At 71.7% G+C, this 16,590-nt stretch carries 20 protein-coding genes; 9 read left to right on the top strand and 11 right to left on the bottom strand.

Annotation, left to right across the window (positions count from 1 at the left end):
* Positions 1–8: 8 nt before the first annotated feature.
* Together QDS12_RS16485 and QDS12_RS16480 are read right to left on the bottom strand one after the other, a co-directional pair.
* Positions 9–224 carry an acetone carboxylase gene (locus tag QDS12_RS16485; RefSeq protein ID WP_279880871.1) on the bottom strand — a complete coding sequence of 72 codons (216 nt, stop codon included), beginning with the start codon at positions 222–224 and terminating at the stop codon, positions 9–11.
* Positions 221–547: a DUF3099 domain-containing protein gene (locus tag QDS12_RS16480; protein ID WP_279880869.1), complete on the bottom strand. Its 327-nt coding sequence runs from the start codon at positions 545–547 to the stop codon at positions 221–223. Before QDS12_RS16480 ends, QDS12_RS16485 begins: the two co-directional genes overlap by 4 nt.
* 55 nt (positions 548–602) lie before the next feature.
* Between QDS12_RS16480 and QDS12_RS16475 the strand changes: the two genes are divergently transcribed.
* The 4 genes from QDS12_RS16475 to QDS12_RS16460 are packed head-to-tail and all read left to right on the top strand — an operon-like array spanning position 603 to position 2,891.
* On the top strand, positions 603–815 hold the full coding sequence (locus QDS12_RS16475; protein WP_279880867.1) for a dodecin: 213 nt from the start codon (positions 603–605) through the stop codon (positions 813–815).
* Positions 816–871: 56 nt separating this feature from the next.
* Positions 872–1,597, top strand: coding sequence for a 3-oxoacyl-ACP reductase FabG (gene fabG / locus QDS12_RS16470; protein WP_279880865.1), 726 nt, complete (start codon positions 872–874; stop codon positions 1,595–1,597).
* A gap of 3 nt (positions 1,598–1,600) precedes the next feature.
* Positions 1,601–2,371, top strand: coding sequence for an enoyl-ACP reductase FabI (gene fabI / locus QDS12_RS16465; protein ID WP_279880862.1), 771 nt, complete (start codon positions 1,601–1,603; stop codon positions 2,369–2,371).
* 25 nt (positions 2,372–2,396) lie between these two features.
* On the top strand, positions 2,397–2,891 hold the full coding sequence (locus tag QDS12_RS16460; protein ID WP_279880860.1) for a histidine phosphatase family protein: 495 nt from the start codon (positions 2,397–2,399) through the stop codon (positions 2,889–2,891).
* 24 nt (positions 2,892–2,915) lie between these two features.
* On the opposite strand, the gene QDS12_RS16455 is transcribed toward QDS12_RS16460, so the two are convergent.
* Positions 2,916–3,515 carry a TetR family transcriptional regulator gene (locus QDS12_RS16455; RefSeq protein WP_279880858.1) on the bottom strand — a complete coding sequence of 200 codons (600 nt, stop codon included), beginning with the start codon at positions 3,513–3,515 and terminating at the stop codon, positions 2,916–2,918.
* Positions 3,516–3,623: 108 nt separating this feature from the next.
* Between QDS12_RS16455 and QDS12_RS16450 the strand changes: the two genes are divergently transcribed.
* On the top strand, positions 3,624–5,054 hold the full coding sequence (locus tag QDS12_RS16450) for an MFS transporter (RefSeq protein ID WP_279880856.1): 1,431 nt from the start codon (positions 3,624–3,626) through the stop codon (positions 5,052–5,054).
* 154 nt (positions 5,055–5,208) lie between these two features.
* Here QDS12_RS16450 and serB read toward each other — a convergent pair whose 3' ends face one another.
* Together serB and QDS12_RS16440 are read right to left on the bottom strand one after the other, a co-directional pair.
* Positions 5,209–6,417: a phosphoserine phosphatase SerB gene (gene serB / locus QDS12_RS16445; protein WP_279880854.1), complete on the bottom strand. Its 1,209-nt coding sequence runs from the start codon at positions 6,415–6,417 to the stop codon at positions 5,209–5,211.
* A 13-nt stretch (positions 6,418–6,430) separates the two neighbouring features.
* Entirely contained in the window at positions 6,431–7,216 is a 786-nt protein-coding gene (locus QDS12_RS16440; protein ID WP_279880852.1) for a hypothetical protein, read from the bottom strand.
* A 61-nt stretch (positions 7,217–7,277) separates the two neighbouring features.
* Between QDS12_RS16440 and QDS12_RS16435 the strand changes: the two genes are divergently transcribed.
* The 4 genes from QDS12_RS16435 to QDS12_RS16420 are packed head-to-tail and all read left to right on the top strand — an operon-like array spanning position 7,278 to position 10,491.
* Complete coding sequence (locus QDS12_RS16435) at positions 7,278–8,078, top strand: ABC transporter ATP-binding protein (protein ID WP_279880849.1); 801 nt, start codon at positions 7,278–7,280, stop codon at positions 8,076–8,078.
* Positions 8,079–8,112: 34 nt separating this feature from the next.
* Entirely contained in the window at positions 8,113–8,574 is a 462-nt protein-coding gene (locus QDS12_RS16430) for an NfeD family protein (RefSeq protein WP_279880847.1), read from the top strand.
* Between the two features lie 9 nt (positions 8,575–8,583).
* The gene (locus tag QDS12_RS16425) at positions 8,584–9,738 is read left to right on the top strand and encodes an SPFH/Band 7/PHB domain protein (RefSeq protein WP_279880845.1); all 1,155 of its coding nucleotides are present in this window, start codon (positions 8,584–8,586) and stop codon (positions 9,736–9,738) included.
* On the top strand, positions 9,739–10,491 hold the full coding sequence (locus QDS12_RS16420; RefSeq protein ID WP_279880843.1) for a sulfite exporter TauE/SafE family protein: 753 nt from the start codon (positions 9,739–9,741) through the stop codon (positions 10,489–10,491).
* Between the two features lie 22 nt (positions 10,492–10,513).
* On the opposite strand, the gene QDS12_RS16415 is transcribed toward QDS12_RS16420, so the two are convergent.
* From QDS12_RS16415 to QDS12_RS16390, 6 genes are all read right to left on the bottom strand, one after another.
* Positions 10,514–11,506 (bottom strand): alpha/beta hydrolase, encoded by a 993-nt coding sequence (locus tag QDS12_RS16415; RefSeq protein WP_279880842.1) that lies wholly within the window; start codon positions 11,504–11,506, stop codon positions 10,514–10,516.
* Positions 11,503–12,243 (bottom strand): glycerophosphodiester phosphodiesterase, encoded by a 741-nt coding sequence (locus QDS12_RS16410; RefSeq protein WP_279880841.1) that lies wholly within the window; start codon positions 12,241–12,243, stop codon positions 11,503–11,505. Before QDS12_RS16410 ends, QDS12_RS16415 begins: the two co-directional genes overlap by 4 nt.
* Complete coding sequence (locus QDS12_RS16405; protein WP_279880839.1) at positions 12,240–12,947, bottom strand: gamma-glutamyl-gamma-aminobutyrate hydrolase family protein; 708 nt, start codon at positions 12,945–12,947, stop codon at positions 12,240–12,242. Before QDS12_RS16405 ends, QDS12_RS16410 begins: the two co-directional genes overlap by 4 nt.
* Positions 12,947–13,723, bottom strand: coding sequence for a 3-oxoacyl-ACP reductase (locus QDS12_RS16400; RefSeq protein WP_279880837.1), 777 nt, complete (start codon positions 13,721–13,723; stop codon positions 12,947–12,949). The genes QDS12_RS16405 and QDS12_RS16400 overlap by 1 nt, the downstream gene beginning before the upstream one ends.
* Positions 13,724–13,832: 109 nt before the next feature.
* Complete coding sequence (locus tag QDS12_RS16395) at positions 13,833–15,209, bottom strand: aldehyde dehydrogenase family protein (protein ID WP_279880835.1); 1,377 nt, start codon at positions 15,207–15,209, stop codon at positions 13,833–13,835.
* On the bottom strand, positions 15,210–16,586 hold the full coding sequence (locus QDS12_RS16390) for a glutamine synthetase family protein (protein WP_279880833.1): 1,377 nt from the start codon (positions 16,584–16,586) through the stop codon (positions 15,210–15,212).
* Positions 16,587–16,590 lie beyond the last annotated feature (4 nt).

The following is a 16,590-nucleotide window of genomic DNA, read 5'->3' as shown; positions in this document are numbered from 1 at the left end:
GCCAGCACCTAGCCGGCGGGCTCGTGGGGCTGGGTGCTCTTCAGGAACCCGCGGGCGCCGAGGAAGTCGCTCAACGACGCCCGGTGCTCGTCGCACGCCAGCCAGATCTTGCGCCGGTCGGGAGTGTGGATCTTGGGGTTGTTCCAGAGCAGCTGCCACGTGGCGGGCGCCTGGCAGCCCTTCGCCGAGCACAGGTCGAGCTCGGTCTTGTCGCCCAGCGTCACAGCTGGCCTCGCGGGGCGTCGTCGTCCTGGCCCGGCAGCTCGCGGCGGTAGCCGCCGTCGAGGAGGGAGAAGTCCTCGCCCCTGGTGTGGGCGGCGTTCGCGCCGACCACCGCGACGTACGGCAGGACGATCGCGCCGACGATCAGCAGCGGCCACAGCCAGTTGATCCCGTTGGCGCCCGCGACGACGGCGCCGAGGAAGCACACGACGCGGATCGACATCGAGATCAGGTAGTGCCGCTGGCGAACGCTGATGTCGTGCTCGTGGCTCTCGGCGGCGGTCGTGATCCGGATGGCCTCGTCGCGGTGTCTGACCCTGGCCATGGGACCACTCTACGTCGCTAGGGTGATGTGACCGTCATCACCCCAGGAGGCATCCATGGCCAACCACACCTACCGGCTCACCGAGGTCGTCGGCAGCTCCCCGGAGAGCATCGAGGCAGCCATCCGCAACGCGATCGAGCGGGCGTCGAAGACGCTACGCAACCTCGACTGGTTCGAGGTGACCCAGGTCCGCGGCCAGGTCGAGGACGGGCGGGTCGAGCACTTCCAGGTCGGCCTCAAGGTCGGCTTCCGGCTCGAGGAGGAGTGAGGCGCGCCGCGCCGCTCATTGTGCGTACTTAGCGGTAATCACTACGTTCGGGCAGCGTGAGCGGAGCAAGTGCAGCAGAGAGGGAGCCCCGGTCCGTCCTCGTGACCGGTGGCAACCGCGGCATCGGGCGTGCCGTCGCCGAGGCGTTCCTCGCCGCCGGCGACAAGGTGGCCGTGACGACCCGGAGTGGGGGAGCGCCCGAGGGCGCGCTCGACGTCAGGTGCGACGTCACCGACCCGGAGCAGGTGGAGGCGGCGTACGCCGAGATCGAGGCCGCGCACGGTCCGGTGGAGGTGCTGGTCGCGAACGCCGGGATCACCAACGACACCCTGATCCTGCGGATGTCCGAGGACGACTGGTCGTCGGTCATCGACACCAACCTCACCGGTTCCTACCGGCTGGCCAAGCGCGCCGCCAAGGGCATGCTGCGCCTGCGACGGGGCCGGATCATCTTCGTCTCCAGCGTCGTCGGGCTCCTTGGCAGCGCCGGGCAGACCAACTACGCCGCGTCCAAGGCCGGCCTCGTCGGGCTGGCCAGGTCGCTGGCGCGCGAGCTCGGCAGCCGCGGCATCACCGCGAACGTCGTCGCGCCCGGCTTCGTCGAGACCGACATGACCGGTGTGCTCACCGACGACCAGAAGAGCGCCATCAAGGCCCAGGTTCCGCTGGGCCGCTACGCGAGCGTCGACGAGATCGCCGGCGCCATCACCTGGCTCGCGGACGCGGGCTACGTCACCGGGGCCGTCATCCCGGTCGACGGCGGACTGGGAATGGGGCACTGACAGATGGGTCTCCTCGATGGAAAGCGGATCCTCGTCGCGGGCGTGACGATGGACAGCTCGATCGGCTTCGCGACCGCGAAGGTCGCGCAGGAGCAGGGCGCCACGGTGCTCATCTCCAACTTCGGGCGCGCGCTGTCGATCACGAAGCGGATCGCGAAGCGGCTGCCGCAGGAGGCGCCGGTGCTCGAGCTCGACGTCACCGACCCCGACCACCTCGCCGGCCTCGCCGACCAGGTCCGGGAGCACGTCGACGGCCTGGATGGCGTCGTCCACTCGATCGCCTACGGCAACCCCGAGACGCTGCTCGGCGGCAAGTTCCTCGACGGCCCGTGGCCCGATGTCGCACAGGCGGTCCAGGTCTCGGCCTACTCGCTGATGAGCCTCACCCAGGCCGCCCGCCCGCTGCTCACGCCGGGGTCGGGCGTCGTCGGGCTGACGTTCGACGCCACGGTCGCGTGGCCGGCGTACGACTGGATGGGCGTGGCGAAGGCCGGCCTGGAGTCGTGTGCCCGCTACCTGGCCCGCGACCTCGGCCCGCACCGCATCCGCGTCAACCTGGTCTCTGCAGGCCCGCTGCGCACGCTCGCGGCCAAGGCGATCCCGGGCTTCTCGGACCTCGAGGACATGTGGACCACCCGGGCGCCGCTCGGCTGGGACAACACCGACCAGGAGCCGACGGCCCGCGCTGTGTGCGCGCTGCTGTCCGACTTCTTCCCCGCCACGACGGGCGAGATCGTCCACGTGGACGGCGGCTTCCACGCGATGGGCGCCTGACCGGCGGGGCACTAGGCTCCGGAGCGTGACCCGGGTTCTCGTCATCGTCCGCCACGCCAAGGCCGAGGCCTACGGCGCCACCGACCACGAGCGTCCGTTGACCGAACGCGGCATCACCGCGGCCGCGCAGGCCGGCACCTGGCTGGCCGGGCGCGGGGTGACCCCCGACCGGGCGGTCGTGTCGGACGCCGTGCGGACCCGGCAGACGTGGGAGGCGATGGCGGCCGAGGCCGGCTGGACGCTGGAGCCGGAGCTCGACAGCTCCCTCTACGAGGCGGACGCCGAGACCGCCCTCGACGTCATCCGCGGGCTCGAGGACGACGTCACCACCACTGTCGTGGTCGGGCACAACCCGACCATGGCCTACCTCGCCCAGGTGCTCGATGTCGAGGGAGCCTCCCAGCTCGCGGCGACGGGCTTCCCGACCGCCGCCGTCGCGGTGTTCGAGTACGACGGCCCGTGGGCCGACCTCGCCGAGGCGAGCACGCGGCTCGTCGACGTGCACGTCGAGCACGGCTGAGCGCTCTCGCGACGGCCCGAGCGCTCAGGAGAGCGGCGCGACGGCTCCCATCGCCTCGTCGACGAGCCGGCTGAGGTCGGCGTCCTCGTGCTCGGCCCAGTGGTCCTGGGCGGACTCGAGGCACTCCAGGGCGCTGCGGGTGAGCGCCTCGGCGCGGAGCGCGACGTAGTCGTCGCCACCGGCGAGCCGGGCGGCGACCACCGGCGTGAGCAGGGCTGTCCAGCGGCGGCGCCATTCCTCGACGGTCGCGCGGACGGCCGGCTCGTCGCGCAGCATCAGCTGGAGCCGCCGGGAGCGGTCGGGCTGGCCGAGCTGCTTGTCGACGATGACCTGGAACGCTGCGCGCAGGGCGGTCCAGGGCCGTTCGTCCGCCGGCCGCGCGTCCAGGACCGCGAGCAGCTCGGCGCCCGACTCGACCATGCGGGAGAGGACGAGGTCGTCCTTGCTGGCGAAGTAGCGGAAGAACGTCCGGCGCGACATCCCGGACGCGCCGGCGATCCGGTCGACGGTGGTGGCCTCGAAGCCGTGCTCGGAGAAGAGCAGCCAGGCCTGGCGCTGCACCTCGGCCCGCACCGCCTCCCGCGCGTGGTCGCGCAGGGTGGGGGTGAGGTCGGGGTCGCTCATCGCGCTCACCCTACGCCCTCCGGCACGCGAAGCCAAGAGTGGCACTCGGTGTCACGAAACGTCTAGCATGGGCGCTGATCCCACGGCAGACCTTCGAGAGGAACACTCATGCAGCACGAGCCGTCCGGCGTCAGCGACGCCGAGATCGCCTCGCACACCAGTCCGGGCCGTGCCCGCCTGGAGCTCTTCGTCGTCGGCCTCGGCGCCCTGGTCGTCTCGTTGGCCCAGTCCCTCCTCATCCCCGTCCTGGGTGAGCTGCCGGGCGACCTGCACACCTCGTCGAGCACCGTCAGCTGGCTGCTGACCTCGACGCTGCTCGTCGCCGCCGTGTCGGTGCCGATCATGGGCCGGCTGGGCGACATGTTCGGCAAGCGGCTGCTGCTGCTCGTCGCGATCGGCGCGCTGGTCGTCGGCTCGCTGCTGACGGCCGTGACGAGCAACATCCCGCTCCTGATCACGGGCCGGGCCATCCAGGGCGCGTCGGCCGCCGCGATCCCTCTGGGCATCAGCCTGCTCGCCGGCCTGCTGCCGCGCGAGCGCGTCGGGTCGGCCGTCGCGCTCATCAGCGCGATGCTCGGCGTCGGCGGCGCGCTCGGACTGCCGCTCGCCGGGTTCGTCGCCGAGCACGCCGACTTCCACGCCCTGTTCTGGATCACGGCCGGCGTCGGCCTGGTCGCGTTCATCGGCATCCTCACGATCGTTCCCGAGTCGCCGAACCGCAGCGGCGGTCGCGTCGACATCGTGGGCGCGGTCATCCTCGCCGCCGGCCTCGTCTGCCTGCTGCTCCCGCTGAGCGAGAGCTCGAGCTGGGGCTGGGACTCGGCGAAGGTCTGGGTCCTGCTCGCGATCGCCGTCGCCCTCATCGTGCTGTTCGGCTGGTCGCAGACCCGGATCAGGGAGCCGCTCGTCGACCTCAAGGCGCTGCGCCGCAAGCCGATCGTCCTGGCGAACCTCGCCTCCATTCTCTTCGGCTTCGCCCTCTTCGCGTCGTTCATCGGCACGGCGGCGTACGTCGAGGCGCCCGAGCAGACCGGCTACGGGTTCGGCTCGAGCCTGCTCGTCGGTGGCCTCGCCATGCTGCCCGGCGGTCTCATGATGCTGGTGTTCTCGCCGGTCGCGGCCAAGCTCATCACGCAGCGCGGCGGTCCGCAGACCCTCGCGCTCGGCGCGCTGATCGTCGCCGTCGGCTTCCTCGCCCGCATCTCGGTCCACGACCACCTGTGGCAGGTGATCGTCGGCTCGACGATCATCGGGATCGGCACCGGCATCGGGTACGCCGCCCTGCCGTCGATCATCAACGCCCACACGCCGGTCCACGAGCTCGCGGCGGCCAACGGCCTCAACTCGCTGTTCCGGAGCCTCGGCAGCTCGCTGGCCTCCGCCATCGGTGGCAGCCTGCTGGCCGGCAGCGTCGTGCACCTCGGTGCCTTCGAGCTGCCCTCGCTGACCGCCTACCGCGAGCTGTTCGCGCTTTGCGGCGCGGCCGCCGTGCTCGCTGCCGTCGTTGCCCTCGGCATCCCGCACCGCCGGACCGCCTGAGGGCTCCGGTCGCGACTGTTCGTCGAGGTATGCAGGCCGGTGATCACTTCCCGGGCGGAGCTCCGCACGGGAAGTGCCCACTCGGCTGCATACCTCGACGAACATCCAGCCGCGGCCCGCACCACCGACCCGCCACCGGCCCGGGGTATCAGGCTCAGACCGGGGGAGCCGGGGTCACGATCCCGGCCTCGGCGTCGGCGGCCTCGATCTCGTCGCGGCTGATGCCGAGCAGATACATGATCGTGTCGAGGTAGGGCACGTTGACGGCGGTGTGAGCCTGGGAGCGCACGACCGGCTTGGCGTTGTAGGCGACGCCGAGCCCGGCTGCCGAGAGCATGTCGAGGTCGTTGGCGCCGTCGCCGATGGCGACGGTCGCGGTGTCCGGGATGCCGAGCTCGGCGGCGAACTCCCGCAGCGCCCGCGCCTTGCCGGCCCGGTCGACGACGTCGCCGACGATGTTGCCGGTGATCACGCCGTCGACGATCTCCAGCTCGTTGGCCCGCTGGTAGTGGATGCCGAGGTCGGTCGCCAGCCGTGACGTGATCTGGCTGAACCCGCCGGAGACGATCGCGAACCGGTAGCCCAGCCGACGCAGGGTCCTGACCATCGTGCGGGCCCCGGGGTTGAGGTGGATGGAGTCGTAGACCTCGTGGATGGCCGACGCGGGCACACCCTTGAGCAGGGCGACCCGGGCCCGCAGCGACTCCTCGAAGTCGATCTCGCCGCGCATCGCCCGCTCGGTCACGGCGGCGACCTCGGCCTCGCAGCCGGCGTGGGCCGCCAGCATCTCGATGACCTCGCCCTGGATGAGGGTGGAGTCGACGTCCATCACGATCAGCCGCATCCCGTGGCGGGTCATGTTGGCAGGCTGCACCGCGATGTCGACGCCCTCCTCGGCGGCGGCCTGCGCCAGGGCGACCCGCAGCCCGTCGGGGTCGGTACCGGAGACGGCGAGCTCGATCGCCGTGACCGGATAGCTGGCCAGCCGCTGGATCCGGTCGATGTTGGCGCCCGAGTCGGCGATCCGCCCGGCGACGGCGGCCATCGCGACGGCCTGCAGCGGGGCGCCGATCACCGTCACGTGGGCCCGGTGCAGCTTCGTGGTGTTGTCGCCGGTGCCGCGCACGACCTCGACCTGCATGCCCAGCTCGTCGGCGGTCTGCGAGACCGCGTCGCGCAGCGCCACCTCGTCGGCGGGGACCGTGACGAGCACGCCGAGCACGAGCCGGCGGCGCAGCACGATCTGCTCGAGGTCGAGGACCTCGACGCCGGCCTCGGCGAGGCGACCGAAGATGGCCCGTGTGACGCCCGGGCGGTCGCGCCCGGTGAGGGTGATGAGCAGGGAGTCGGGGCGCTGTTCCATGGCGCGGATCAGCCTAGTGGCTGTCGGGCCACGCCTCGGGCGAGCCCGCGGCGACGAGAGCGTGCCGCGCGGCTCGGTCGAGGGGGAGGAGCGCGTCGCGCCGCGCCGAGATCTCGTACGCCGACACGGCACCCCCGTCGTCCTCGAGCGCGATGTCGACGATCTCGGCCGCCTGCAGCGCGCGGGCCGCGAGCTCGGCGCACCTGCTCGGAACGCCGGGCGGAGGCGTGACGTGCGGCCGGTGGCGCAGGTTCATGAGCCGGTCGGCCACCTCCGGCCGCCAGCGGGCCACGTCGAGGTCGGCGAGCGCGTCCGCCGCGCTGGGCAGCTCGCGGCGCAGCGTCCGGTCGGCCTCGCCGATGTCAGGGAGCTGCCGGCGCTCGGCCCGGTGCGCGTGCCACGTGACGGCCGCCCCGACGCGGACGGGCACGAGCCCGATCCACGCGCCGGACACCACGACGGCCTCGCCGGCCTCCAGCGCAGCGGCATTGAAGGGCGGCGGTCCACCGAGCCCGACGAGGTCACCCTCGACGGGCAGCGCGACGCCGAAGCCGGTCGCGCCCTCGGCCCTGATCCGGGCCAGACCGGCGAGCAGGGACTCGGCTGCGTCCTGTCCGAGGCCGAGCGCGTCGAGACCGCCCACGACGTGCGTGGCGTCGTCGCCGATCACCGCGTCGAGGAGCAGGTCGGTCACCACGTGCCCGCGCAGCCAGGCGGTCGCCCACCAGGCCGTGCGCAGCGCGAGCGGCAGGCCGTCGCCGACCTGCTCGACACGCTGCTCCACACGCCGTTCCGTCACGGTCCGTGAGTCTAGGAGGGTCCCCGTGAGCGCGCCGAGAGCGGTCGCTAGGCTGCGGGCCATGTCTGCCGTCCTCGAGTTCCGCGACGTCACGGTCCGCCGCGGCCAGTCGGTGCTGGTGGACGGCATCGACTGGGTCGTCGAGGAGGACGAGCGCTGGGTCGTGCTCGGCCCGAACGGCGCCGGCAAGACGACCCTCATGCAGATCGCGTCCACGCAGATGCACCCGTCCTCGGGGACCGCGAAGATCCTCGGTGCCCAGATGGGACGCGTCGACGTCTTCGAGCTGCGGCCGCGGATCGGCCTCACCAGCGCCGCGCTCGCCGAGCGGATCCCGCGGGCCGAGCGGGTCCGCGACGTGGTCGTCTCGGCGTCGTACGGCGTCCTCGGCCGCTGGCGGGAGGAGTACGAGGACCTCGATCACGAGCGTGCCCAGGGCCTGCTCGTCGAGATCGGGATCGCGCACCTCGGCGACCGCACGTTCGGGACCCTCTCGGAGGGCGAGCGCAAGCGCGTCCAGATCGCCCGTGCCCTCATGGTCGACCCCGAGGTGCTGCTCCTGGACGAGCCGGCCGCCGGCCTCGACCTGGGAGGGCGGGAGGACCTCGTCTCGACCCTCTCGATGCTGGCCTACGACCCGGACTCGCCGGCCACGGTGCTCATCTCCCACCACGTCGAGGAGATCCCGCCGGGCTTCACCCACGTGATGATGCTGCGGCAGGGCAAGGTGGTCGCCGCCGGGCTCCTCGAGGAGGAGCTCAACGAGGTGAACCTGTCGGCCACGTTCGGCATGCCGTTGTCGCTGTGGCACGAGGACGGCCGCTGGGCGGCCCGCCGACGCACGCGTCGCGCGACATTCTGACCCGATCCGTGTTTTCCGCCACTAGAGTCGAATTATGGAGTGGCTGGGCGACAACACGTGGGCGGTCTGGCTGGGTCTTGCCGCCCTGCTCACGATCCTCGAGCTGACCAGCCTCGACCTGATCCTGGAGATGCTGGCCATCGGCGCCCTCGCCGGCATGGTGACGTCGTTCGCGACCGACTCCGTCGTCGCCCAGATCCTCGTCGCGGTCGTGGCGTCGATCGGGATGCTGGCCGTCGTACGCCCCGGTCTGACGCGGCGGCTGCACAGCGGCCCCGACCTGGTGCTCGGCCCGGCCACGCTCATCGGCAAGCAGGCCATCACGCCCGTGCGGCTGAGTGCCCACCAGGGTGGTCAGCTGAAGATCGACGGCGAGCTGTGGACGGCCAAGCCCTATGACGAGACGTTGGTCATCGAGCCGGGGGAGACCGTCGAGGTCCTGCAGATCCGAGGGGCGACGGCGTACGTCCACCCTGTTCCCACGTTGGAGAGCTGAGGAGTCACTGTGGTTGTGCTCATCCTGTTGGCACTGATCGTGCTGTTCGTGATCGTGCTGCTGGCCAAGACCGTGAAGATCATCCCGCAGGCTCGGGCGGGGATCGTCGAGCGGTTCGGGAAGTACAAGGAGACGCTGACCCCGGGGCTCAACATCATCGTCCCGTTCATCGACAACATGCGCTACCTCGCCGACCTGCGCGAGCAGGTGGTCACGTTCCCTCCCCAGCCGGTGATCACCGAGGACAACCTGACGGTCTCGATCGACACGGTCATCTACTTCCAGGTCAACGACCCGGTCGCGGCGACCTACGAGATCGCGAACTACATCCAGGCGGTCGAGCAGCTCACCATGACGACGCTGCGCAACATCGTCGGCGGCATGGACCTCGAGGAGACGCTGACCAGCCGCGAGCAGATCAACTCGGGCCTGGCCGCGGTGCTCGACGAGGCGACCGGCCGCTGGGGCATCAAGGTCAAGCGCGTCGAGATCAAGAGCATCGACCCGCCGGTCTCCATCAAGGACGCGATGGAGAAGCAGATGCGCGCCGACCGCGACAAGCGTGCCCTCATCCTCACGGCCGAGGGCCAGCGGCAGTCGGCCATCCTCACCGCCGAGGGCAACAAGCAGTCCGCGATCCTCAACGCCGAGGGCGACCGCGAGGCACGCATCCTGCGGGCGCAGGCGGACCGGGAGGCGCAGATCCTGCAGGCCCAGGGCGAGGGGCAGGCCATCCAGACCGTCTTCCAGGCGATCCACGACGGCGCACCCGACCAGTCGCTGCTGGCCTACCAGTACCTCCAGATGCTCCCCAAGATCGCCGAGGGCGACGCCAACAAGGTCTGGATCGTGCCGAGCGAGATCGGCAAGGCCCTCGAGGGCCTCGGCTCGACGCTGTCCGACATGAAGGGCATCCCGCTCAACAGCGGCGGCCCGGTGCGGCGCGTCGACCCCGGGCACGTGGAGGAGGTCGGAGGCGGCGCCGACCGCGCCCTCTCCGAGGCCGACGCGGCCGTCCAGGAGGCCATCGCCGAGGCGAACGCGAGCATCACCGCGGGCGGCGCGCGGATCCCGGGCGCCGACGCCGAGCCGCCGACCGTCGAGCCGCCGACCGTCGAGCCGCCCACCACCGAGCCGCCGATCGACCCGTCCGCGACCGACTGAGTGGGGCCGCTGGAGGCCCTTGCCATCCTGATCGCCGGCCTCGGGGCCGGGACCATCAACGCGGTCGTCGGCTCGGGCACCCTGCTGACGTTCCCGACGCTCCTGGCGTTCGGGTTCCCGCCGGTCACGGCGAACGTGTCCAACACGATCGGGCTCGTCCCGGGCTCGGTCGCGGGGGCGTGGGGCTACCGCCGTGAGCTGGCGGGGCAGCGCCGCCGCGCCCTGCGCCTCGGTCTGGCGTCGCTGCTCGGGGGCGCGGCCGGCGGCGTGCTGCTGCTGGTGCTGCCCGAGCACGCCTTCGAGACGATCGTGCCCGTCCTCATCGCGCTCGGGGTGCTGCTGGTCATCTTCGGGCCGCGGATCTCGGCCTGGGTCGCGAAGCGGCACGGCGACGGCGGCGGTGAGCACTGGTGGGTGTGGCCCGCCGTGCTCGCCACGGGTGTGTACGGCGGCTACTTCGGCGCCGCGCAGGGTGTGCTGCTCATGGCGGCGCTCGGCATCGGGGTGGCGGACACCCTGCAGCGGCTGAACGCGACGAAGAACGTCCTCGCCGCGATCGTCAACGGAGTGGCCGGCCTGATCTTCACGCTGGTGGCCGACGTCGACTGGCGCGTTGTCGCCCTCATCGCGATCGGCTCCGTCATGGGCGGCCTGCTCGGGGCCTTCGTCGGTCGGCGCCTGCCGCCGCAGGTGCTGCGGGGCGTGATCGTGGTCGTCGGCGTGGTGGCACTGGTGGCCCTGCTGGCCAAGTGACCCGCCGCCCGGTCCCGGATCGTCAGTCGCGCTCGCCGGGGGTCGACGGGCCGTCCACGTAGGCGGTCATCCAGGTGTCGATCTCGCGGTAGGCCCGCTCACGCACCTCGGGGCGGGAGAGCACGACGTCGTGGCGCGCGCCCGGGACGGCGACATAGGTGACGTGGTTGCCGACCGAGCTCGCCCACTGGCGGATCTGCTTGACGTCGAGCACGAGGTCGGCGTTGTGCGCGGCGTCGTCCAGGAGGACCGCCCAGCGCGTCTGGTCCGACGAGAGGACGAGCACCGGCGCCGGCACGTCCAGGCCGGCGTGCAGCAGGGCGTGGCCGCTGCGGATGGCGCGCAGCCAGCCGGCGTAGACCGGGAACGAGGTCAGCGGCTTGAGCTGTAGGTCGAAGTCCCACTCGCCGGCGTGGTCGCGGTGCAGGCTGCGCGCGTAGACGCCGCTGACGTGCCGCTTGATGTGGAACTTGGGCAGCCGCGCCCCGAGCTGGTTGATCACCGGCGTCCCGACGACGCGCACGAGCGTCGACCCCTGCATGTCGAACCAGGGTGAGTTGAGGACCATGCCGATGAGCTCGGGCGGCCTCCGGGCATCGGCCCAGAGCGGCGTCGTCAGGCCGCCGGTCGAGTGGGCGGTCACGACGACGCGGTCGTGCCCGTCGCGCCCGGTGATCAGCGTCCAGGCCGCGTCGAGCTCCTCGTGGTAGGTCGCCAGGTCGGTGACGTAGTTCGGCGTCTGGTGTTTGAGCAACGAGCGGCCGTACTTGCGCAGGTCGAGCGCGTAGAAGTCGTAACCGCGCTCGGTCCACCACTCGGCGAGCCCGGTCTGGAAGAAGTAGTCCGAGAAGCCGTGCACGTGCAGCACCGCGCGCGTGGTGGTCACGGCAGCGGGCCGCTTCACGAGCGTCGCGACGACCTGGCCCTCGTCGTCGTCGGCGAGCTGGATGGTCTCGGCTGTGTACGGCGCCCCGAGGACGTCCTCGATGGCGTCGGCGTCGTGCTTGGTGCTCATGGGGCCATTCTGTCAGCCCCGCGGCGCGCCCGGATCGCGAGCGCACGAGCCGGATGGTTCGTCGTGACGAGCCATGCCCGACCGGGCCGCAGCCAGTAGCGCAGCAGGAGGGGGTGGTCGGGCGTCCACACCAGCAGGTCGAGGCCGCGGCGCCGGGCGAGCCGGCGGAGGGTGAAGAACGCCAGCGCGTAGTGGGCCGCGATCACGTCGGCCCGCGACGAGGCGACCTTCGGCCAGGCGAAGAGCTCGGCCCACCGCTGCCGGGCCTGCTCCCGCAGCGGCTTCCCCGCGACCGTGCCGCCGATCGAGATGCCGACCTTGAGATCGACACCCTCGGCGTCCGCCCACTCCCGCAGGGCGCGCGCTGAGCGCACCCGCCCGGTGGTCGCCACGTGCGGTCCAGGACCCAGCACTGCGAGGGCCTGGCGGACGGCGTCGATCTCGGCGCCTCCGTCGCGGCTGCCGAACTTGAGGTCGAGATGTGCCCGTGCGGGGCCGAGCGCACCCAGCAGCACGTCGTAGCGCACCGGGTCGGCGGTCACGGTGCCCGACTCCGGGTCGTCGTGGAGCACGACGAGCGAGCCGTCGGCGCGCCGCTGCACGTCGAGCTCGACGTAGTCGACCCCCTCCGCCACGGCGAGCTCGACGGCCTGCAAGGTGTTCTCGTTGGTCGTCTCGTGCCCCGCGCCGCCCCGGTGGGCGCTGATCAGGACGCGGCGCGGGATCCGGCGGCTCACCGGGCCGAGTATGCCCGAGCGGCCTCGACCAGGCCCCGTAGCAGCCCGACGTCCGCAGCGGTCTCGGGGTGCCACTGCACCGCCACGCAGAACCGCTCGGACGTCGCCTCCATCGCCTCGAGGGTGCCGTCCGCGGCCGTGGCGGCGGCCCGGAAGCCGGGCGCGTCCCGCACCGACTGGTGGTGGTGGCAGGCGACCGTCACCTTGTCGCCGACCAGCGCCGCGAGCCGGCTCCCCGGGTCGGTCGCGACGCTCGTCGTGCCGAACGCGTCGCCGCCGGGGGAGTGCTCGTCGTGCCCGACGAGGTCGGGCGTGTGCTGGTCGAGCGTGCCGCCGGCGCGGACGGCCATCAGCTGCATCCCGCGGCACACGCCGAGCACCGGCAGTCCGGCGGCGTCCGCGGCGTCGAGCAGCGCCAGCTCCCAGGCGTCGCGGTCGGGCCGCCAGGCCGACGTACGCGGGTGGGGGGCGGCGCCGTAGCGGGCCGGGTCGACGTCGGCGCCACCGGAGACGACCAGCCCGTCGAGCCGGGCGACGACCGCCTCCGCGGCGTCGGCAGCCGCGACCGGCGGCAGCAGCAGCGGTACGCCGCCCACCGCCTCGACCGCGCCGGCGTACTGCGCCGGGAGCAGGTCCGCGCGCTGGTGCCAGACACCCCACGCGGCCTGCTCCCGGTAGGTGGTCAGCCCGATGACGGGGAGCATCAGAGCGGGGTGACGTAGGCGCCGGAGATGCCGCCGTCGACCAGGAAGGTGTTCGCGGTCATGAAGGAGGAGTCGTCCGAGGCCAGGAACAGCACCGCCGAGGCCATCTCCTCGGGCTCGCCGAAGCGGCCCATCGGGATGTGCACCAGCCGGCGCGCCGCCCGCTCCGGGTCCTTGGCGAAAAGCTCCTGCAGCAGCGGAGTGTTGACCGGGCCGGGGCACAGCGCGTTGACCCGAACGCCCTCGCGGGCGAACTGCACGCCGAGCTCGCGCGTCATCGACAGCACGCCGCCCTTCGAGGCCGAGTAGGAGATCTGCGACGTGGCCGCGCCCATCACCGCGACGAACGACGCCGTGTTGATGATGGAGCCCTTGCCCTGCTCGAGCATGTAGGGAAGAGCCGCCTTGCAGCACAGGTACACGCTGGTCAGGTTGACCTCCTGCACCTTGCGCCACGCCTCGAGGTCGGTGGTGAGGATCGAGTCGTCGTCGGGCGGGCTGATGCCCGCGTTGTTGAACGCGATGTCGACCGAGCCGTAGGTGTCCTTCGCGGTCTTGAAGAGCGCGTCGACCTCCTCCTTGCTGGTGACGTCGACGTGGACGTAGGTGACGACGTCGGGGCCGAGCTCACCGACCAGCGCCTTGCCCGCCTCGTCGGCGATGTCGCCGATGACGACCCGGGCGCCCTCGTCGACGAAGCGCCGCACGGTCGCCAGCCCGATGCCCGAGCAGCCGCCGGTGACGACGGCGACCTTGTCCTGGATCCTGCCTGTCACTGGTGTTCCTTCCTGTGGAGGTTTCGAGGCTCGTCGCTGGCCCCCTCGCACCTCGACCACCGGACGCGGGTTGAGGTGCGAGCGGAGCGAGCCTCGAAACCTCCGGGTTCTAGTGGGCGATGAAGACGTTCTTCTCCTCGGTGAACGCGTAGGGCGCGTCGGGGCCGAGCTCCCGGCCGAGGCCGGACTGCTTGAAGCCGCCGAACGGGGTCCAGTAGCGCACCGAGGAGTGGGAGTTGACGCTGAGGTTGCCGGCCTGGACGCCGCGAGCGACGCGCAGGCCGCGGCCGAGGTCGTTGGTGAAGATCGAGCCGGACAGGCCGTACTCGGTGTCGTTGGCCTTGGCCAAGGCGTCGGCCTCGTCGTCGAACGGCATCACGGCGACGACCGGCCCGAAGACCTCCTCCCGCCAGATCGGCGCCATCGGGTCCTCCAGCGCGACGACGGTCGGCGGCACCCAGAAGCCCGGGCCGCCCGGGGCCGAGCCCGCGACGGCCACGTCGACGCCGGCCAGGTAGCCGGTGACCCGCTCCTTCTGGGTCGCCGAGATGAGCGGACCCATCTCGCTGGCCTCGTCGGCCGGGTCGAGGACCCGCATGCCGGTCACGGCCGGCTCGAGGAGCGCGACGAAGTCGTCGTAGGCACTGCGCTCGACGAGGATCCGCGAGCGGGCGCAGCAGTCCTGCCCGGCGTTGTCGAAGACGGCGTACGGCGCCGAGGCGGCCGCCGCCTTGAGGTCGGCGTCGGCGAAGATGATGTTGGAGGACTTGCCGCCCAGCTCGAGCGTCACGTTCTTCACCTGCTCGGCGCAGCCGGCCATGATCCGCTTCCCGACGGCGGTGGACCCGGTGAAGCAGATCTTCCGGACCAGCGGGTGGGTCACGAACCGCTCGCCGACCACGGTCCCGGCGCCCGGGACGACCGTCAGGACGTGCTCCGGCAAGCCGGCCTCGAGGGCCAGCTCACCGATCCGGATCGCCGTGAGCGGGGTCAGCTCAGCCGGCTTGAGCACGACGGTGTTGCCCGCGGCGAGCGCCGGCGCGAAGCCCCAGGCGGCGATCGGCATGGGGAAGTTCCAGGGCACGATGATGCCGACCACGCCGAGCGGCTCGTGGAACGTGACGTCCAAGCCGCCCGGGACCGGGATCTGCTTGCCGCTCATCCGCTCCGGAGCGCCGCTGTAGTAGTTGAGCAGGTCGCGGACGTTGCCGGCCTCCCAGCGGGCGTTGCCCCAGGTGTGGCCGGCGTTGCGGACCTCGAGCTCGGCCAGCTCGTCGATGTGCGCGTCGACGACCGCCGCGAAGCGTCTGAGCAGCCGCGCCCGCTCGCCGGGAGCGACGGCCTTCCAGGAGTGGAACGCCTCGTGGGCGGCCTCGATCGCGGCGTCGGCGTCGTCGACGGAGGCGAGCGGTACGTCGACGATCGGTTGCTCCGTCGCCGGGTTGACGACGGTGTGCGTGCCGCCGGTCGAGCTTGTGGAGAGCATCTACATCCTTTCGAAGCCGCGGCGCAGCTCCCAGTCGGTGACGGCGGCGTTGTAGGCGGCGAGCTCGACGTCGGCCATGTTGACGTAGTGGTCGACGACCTCGTCGCCGAAGGTCTTCCGGGCGACCTCGGACGCGGCGAACAGGTCGCGCGCGGCGCCGAGGGTGTTCGGCACCTTCGGCAGGCCCGACGTGTAGGCGTTGCCGACCAGTGCCTCGGGGAGCGGCAGCTCCTCCTCGATCCCGTGCAGGCCGCCGGCGATCATCGCGGCCAGCGCGAGGTAGGGGTTCACGTCGGCGCCGGGGACGCGGTTCTCCATCCGCGCACCGGACCCGTGCCCGACGAGCCGCACTGCGCAGGTGCGGTTGTCCTCGCCCCACGCGATCGTGGTGGGTGCGAAGGAGCCGTCGGCGAAGCGCTTGTAGGAGTTGACGTTGGGTGCGTAGAGGAGCGTGAAGTCGGCCATCGTCGCGAGCACCCCGGCGACGAAGTGGTCGTAGAGCTCGGTGCGCGTGCCTTCGCGGCCGGCGCCGTCCCAGAACACCAGCGACCCGTCCTCGCCGCGCAGGGAGAGGTGGATGTGGCAGGAGCTGCCCTCGCGCTGGTTGTACTTCGCCATGAACGTGATCGCCCGGCCCTGCTGGGCGGCGATCTCCTTGGCGGCGTTCTTGTAGACGACATGGTTGTCAGCGGTGGTGAGTGCGTCGGCGTAGAGGAAGCCGATCTCGTGCTGGCCGAGGTTGCACTCGCCCTTCGCGCCCTCGACGTCGAGCCCTGCGTCGTACATGTGGTTGCGGATCGCCCGGAGCAGGCCCTCGACCCGCGTCGTGCCGAGGATCGAGTAGTCGACGTTGTAGCTGTTGACCGGGGTCAGGTCGCGGTAGCCGGCGTTCCACGCCTGCTCGTAGGTGTTGTCGAACGCGATGAACTCCAGCTCGGTGCCGGCCAGGGCGGTCCAGCCGCGCGCCGACACCCGCTCCAGCTGCTTGGCGAGGATGCCGCGCGGCGACTGCAGCACCGGCGTGTGGTCGGGCCACACGAGGTCGCACTGCACCATGACGGTGCCGGGGAGGTGGGTCAGCCGGCGGACGGTCCGCTCGTCGAGGACGAATTCCATGTCGCCGTACCCGCGGTCCCAGGAGGAGATGGCGTAGCCGTCGACGGTGTTCATGTCGACGTCGACGGCGAGCAGGTAGTTGCACCCCTCGGTGCCGTGCTCGACGACGTGGTCGGCGAAGTAGCGGGCGTGCAGGCGCTTGCCCTGCAGCCGCCCCTGCATGTCGGTGAACGCGACGATGACGGTGTCGATCGCACCGGTGGAGACGTCGGTGAGCAGCTCGCTCATCGACAGGTGCCGGTCGTTGCGAGGTGTGGGCACGGCG

Origin of the sequence: Nocardioides sp. CER19 (genome assembly GCF_029846275.1) — a bacterium.
Taxonomy (GTDB): domain Bacteria; phylum Actinomycetota; class Actinomycetes; order Propionibacteriales; family Nocardioidaceae; genus Nocardioides.
The sequence above is the reverse complement of the archived record's forward strand: the minus strand, read 5'-3'. Positions and strand labels throughout refer to the sequence as shown.

Bases quoted from the DNA above. Each gene is read 5' to 3' on its own strand.
- QDS12_RS16480 (WP_279880869.1), bottom strand. From the start codon at position 547: ATGGCCAGGGTCAGACACCGCGACGAGGCCATCCGGATCACGACCGCC.
- QDS12_RS16475 (WP_279880867.1), top strand. From the start codon at position 603: ATGGCCAACCACACCTACCGGCTCACCGAGGTCGTCGGCAGCTCCCCG.
- fabI (WP_279880862.1), top strand. From the start codon at position 1,601: ATGGGTCTCCTCGATGGAAAGCGGATCCTCGTCGCGGGCGTGACGATG.
- QDS12_RS16455 (WP_279880858.1), bottom strand. From the start codon at position 3,515: ATGAGCGACCCCGACCTCACCCCCACCCTGCGCGACCACGCGCGGGAG.
- QDS12_RS16450 (WP_279880856.1), top strand. From the start codon at position 3,624: ATGCAGCACGAGCCGTCCGGCGTCAGCGACGCCGAGATCGCCTCGCAC.
- serB (WP_279880854.1), bottom strand. From the start codon at position 6,417: ATGGAACAGCGCCCCGACTCCCTGCTCATCACCCTCACCGGGCGCGAC.
- QDS12_RS16435 (WP_279880849.1), top strand. From the start codon at position 7,278: ATGTCTGCCGTCCTCGAGTTCCGCGACGTCACGGTCCGCCGCGGCCAG.
- QDS12_RS16430 (WP_279880847.1), top strand. From the start codon at position 8,113: ATGGAGTGGCTGGGCGACAACACGTGGGCGGTCTGGCTGGGTCTTGCC.
- QDS12_RS16415 (WP_279880842.1), bottom strand. From the start codon at position 11,506: ATGAGCACCAAGCACGACGCCGACGCCATCGAGGACGTCCTCGGGGCG.
- QDS12_RS16405 (WP_279880839.1), bottom strand. From the start codon at position 12,947: ATGCTCCCCGTCATCGGGCTGACCACCTACCGGGAGCAGGCCGCGTGG.
- QDS12_RS16395 (WP_279880835.1), bottom strand. From the start codon at position 15,209: ATGCTCTCCACAAGCTCGACCGGCGGCACGCACACCGTCGTCAACCCG.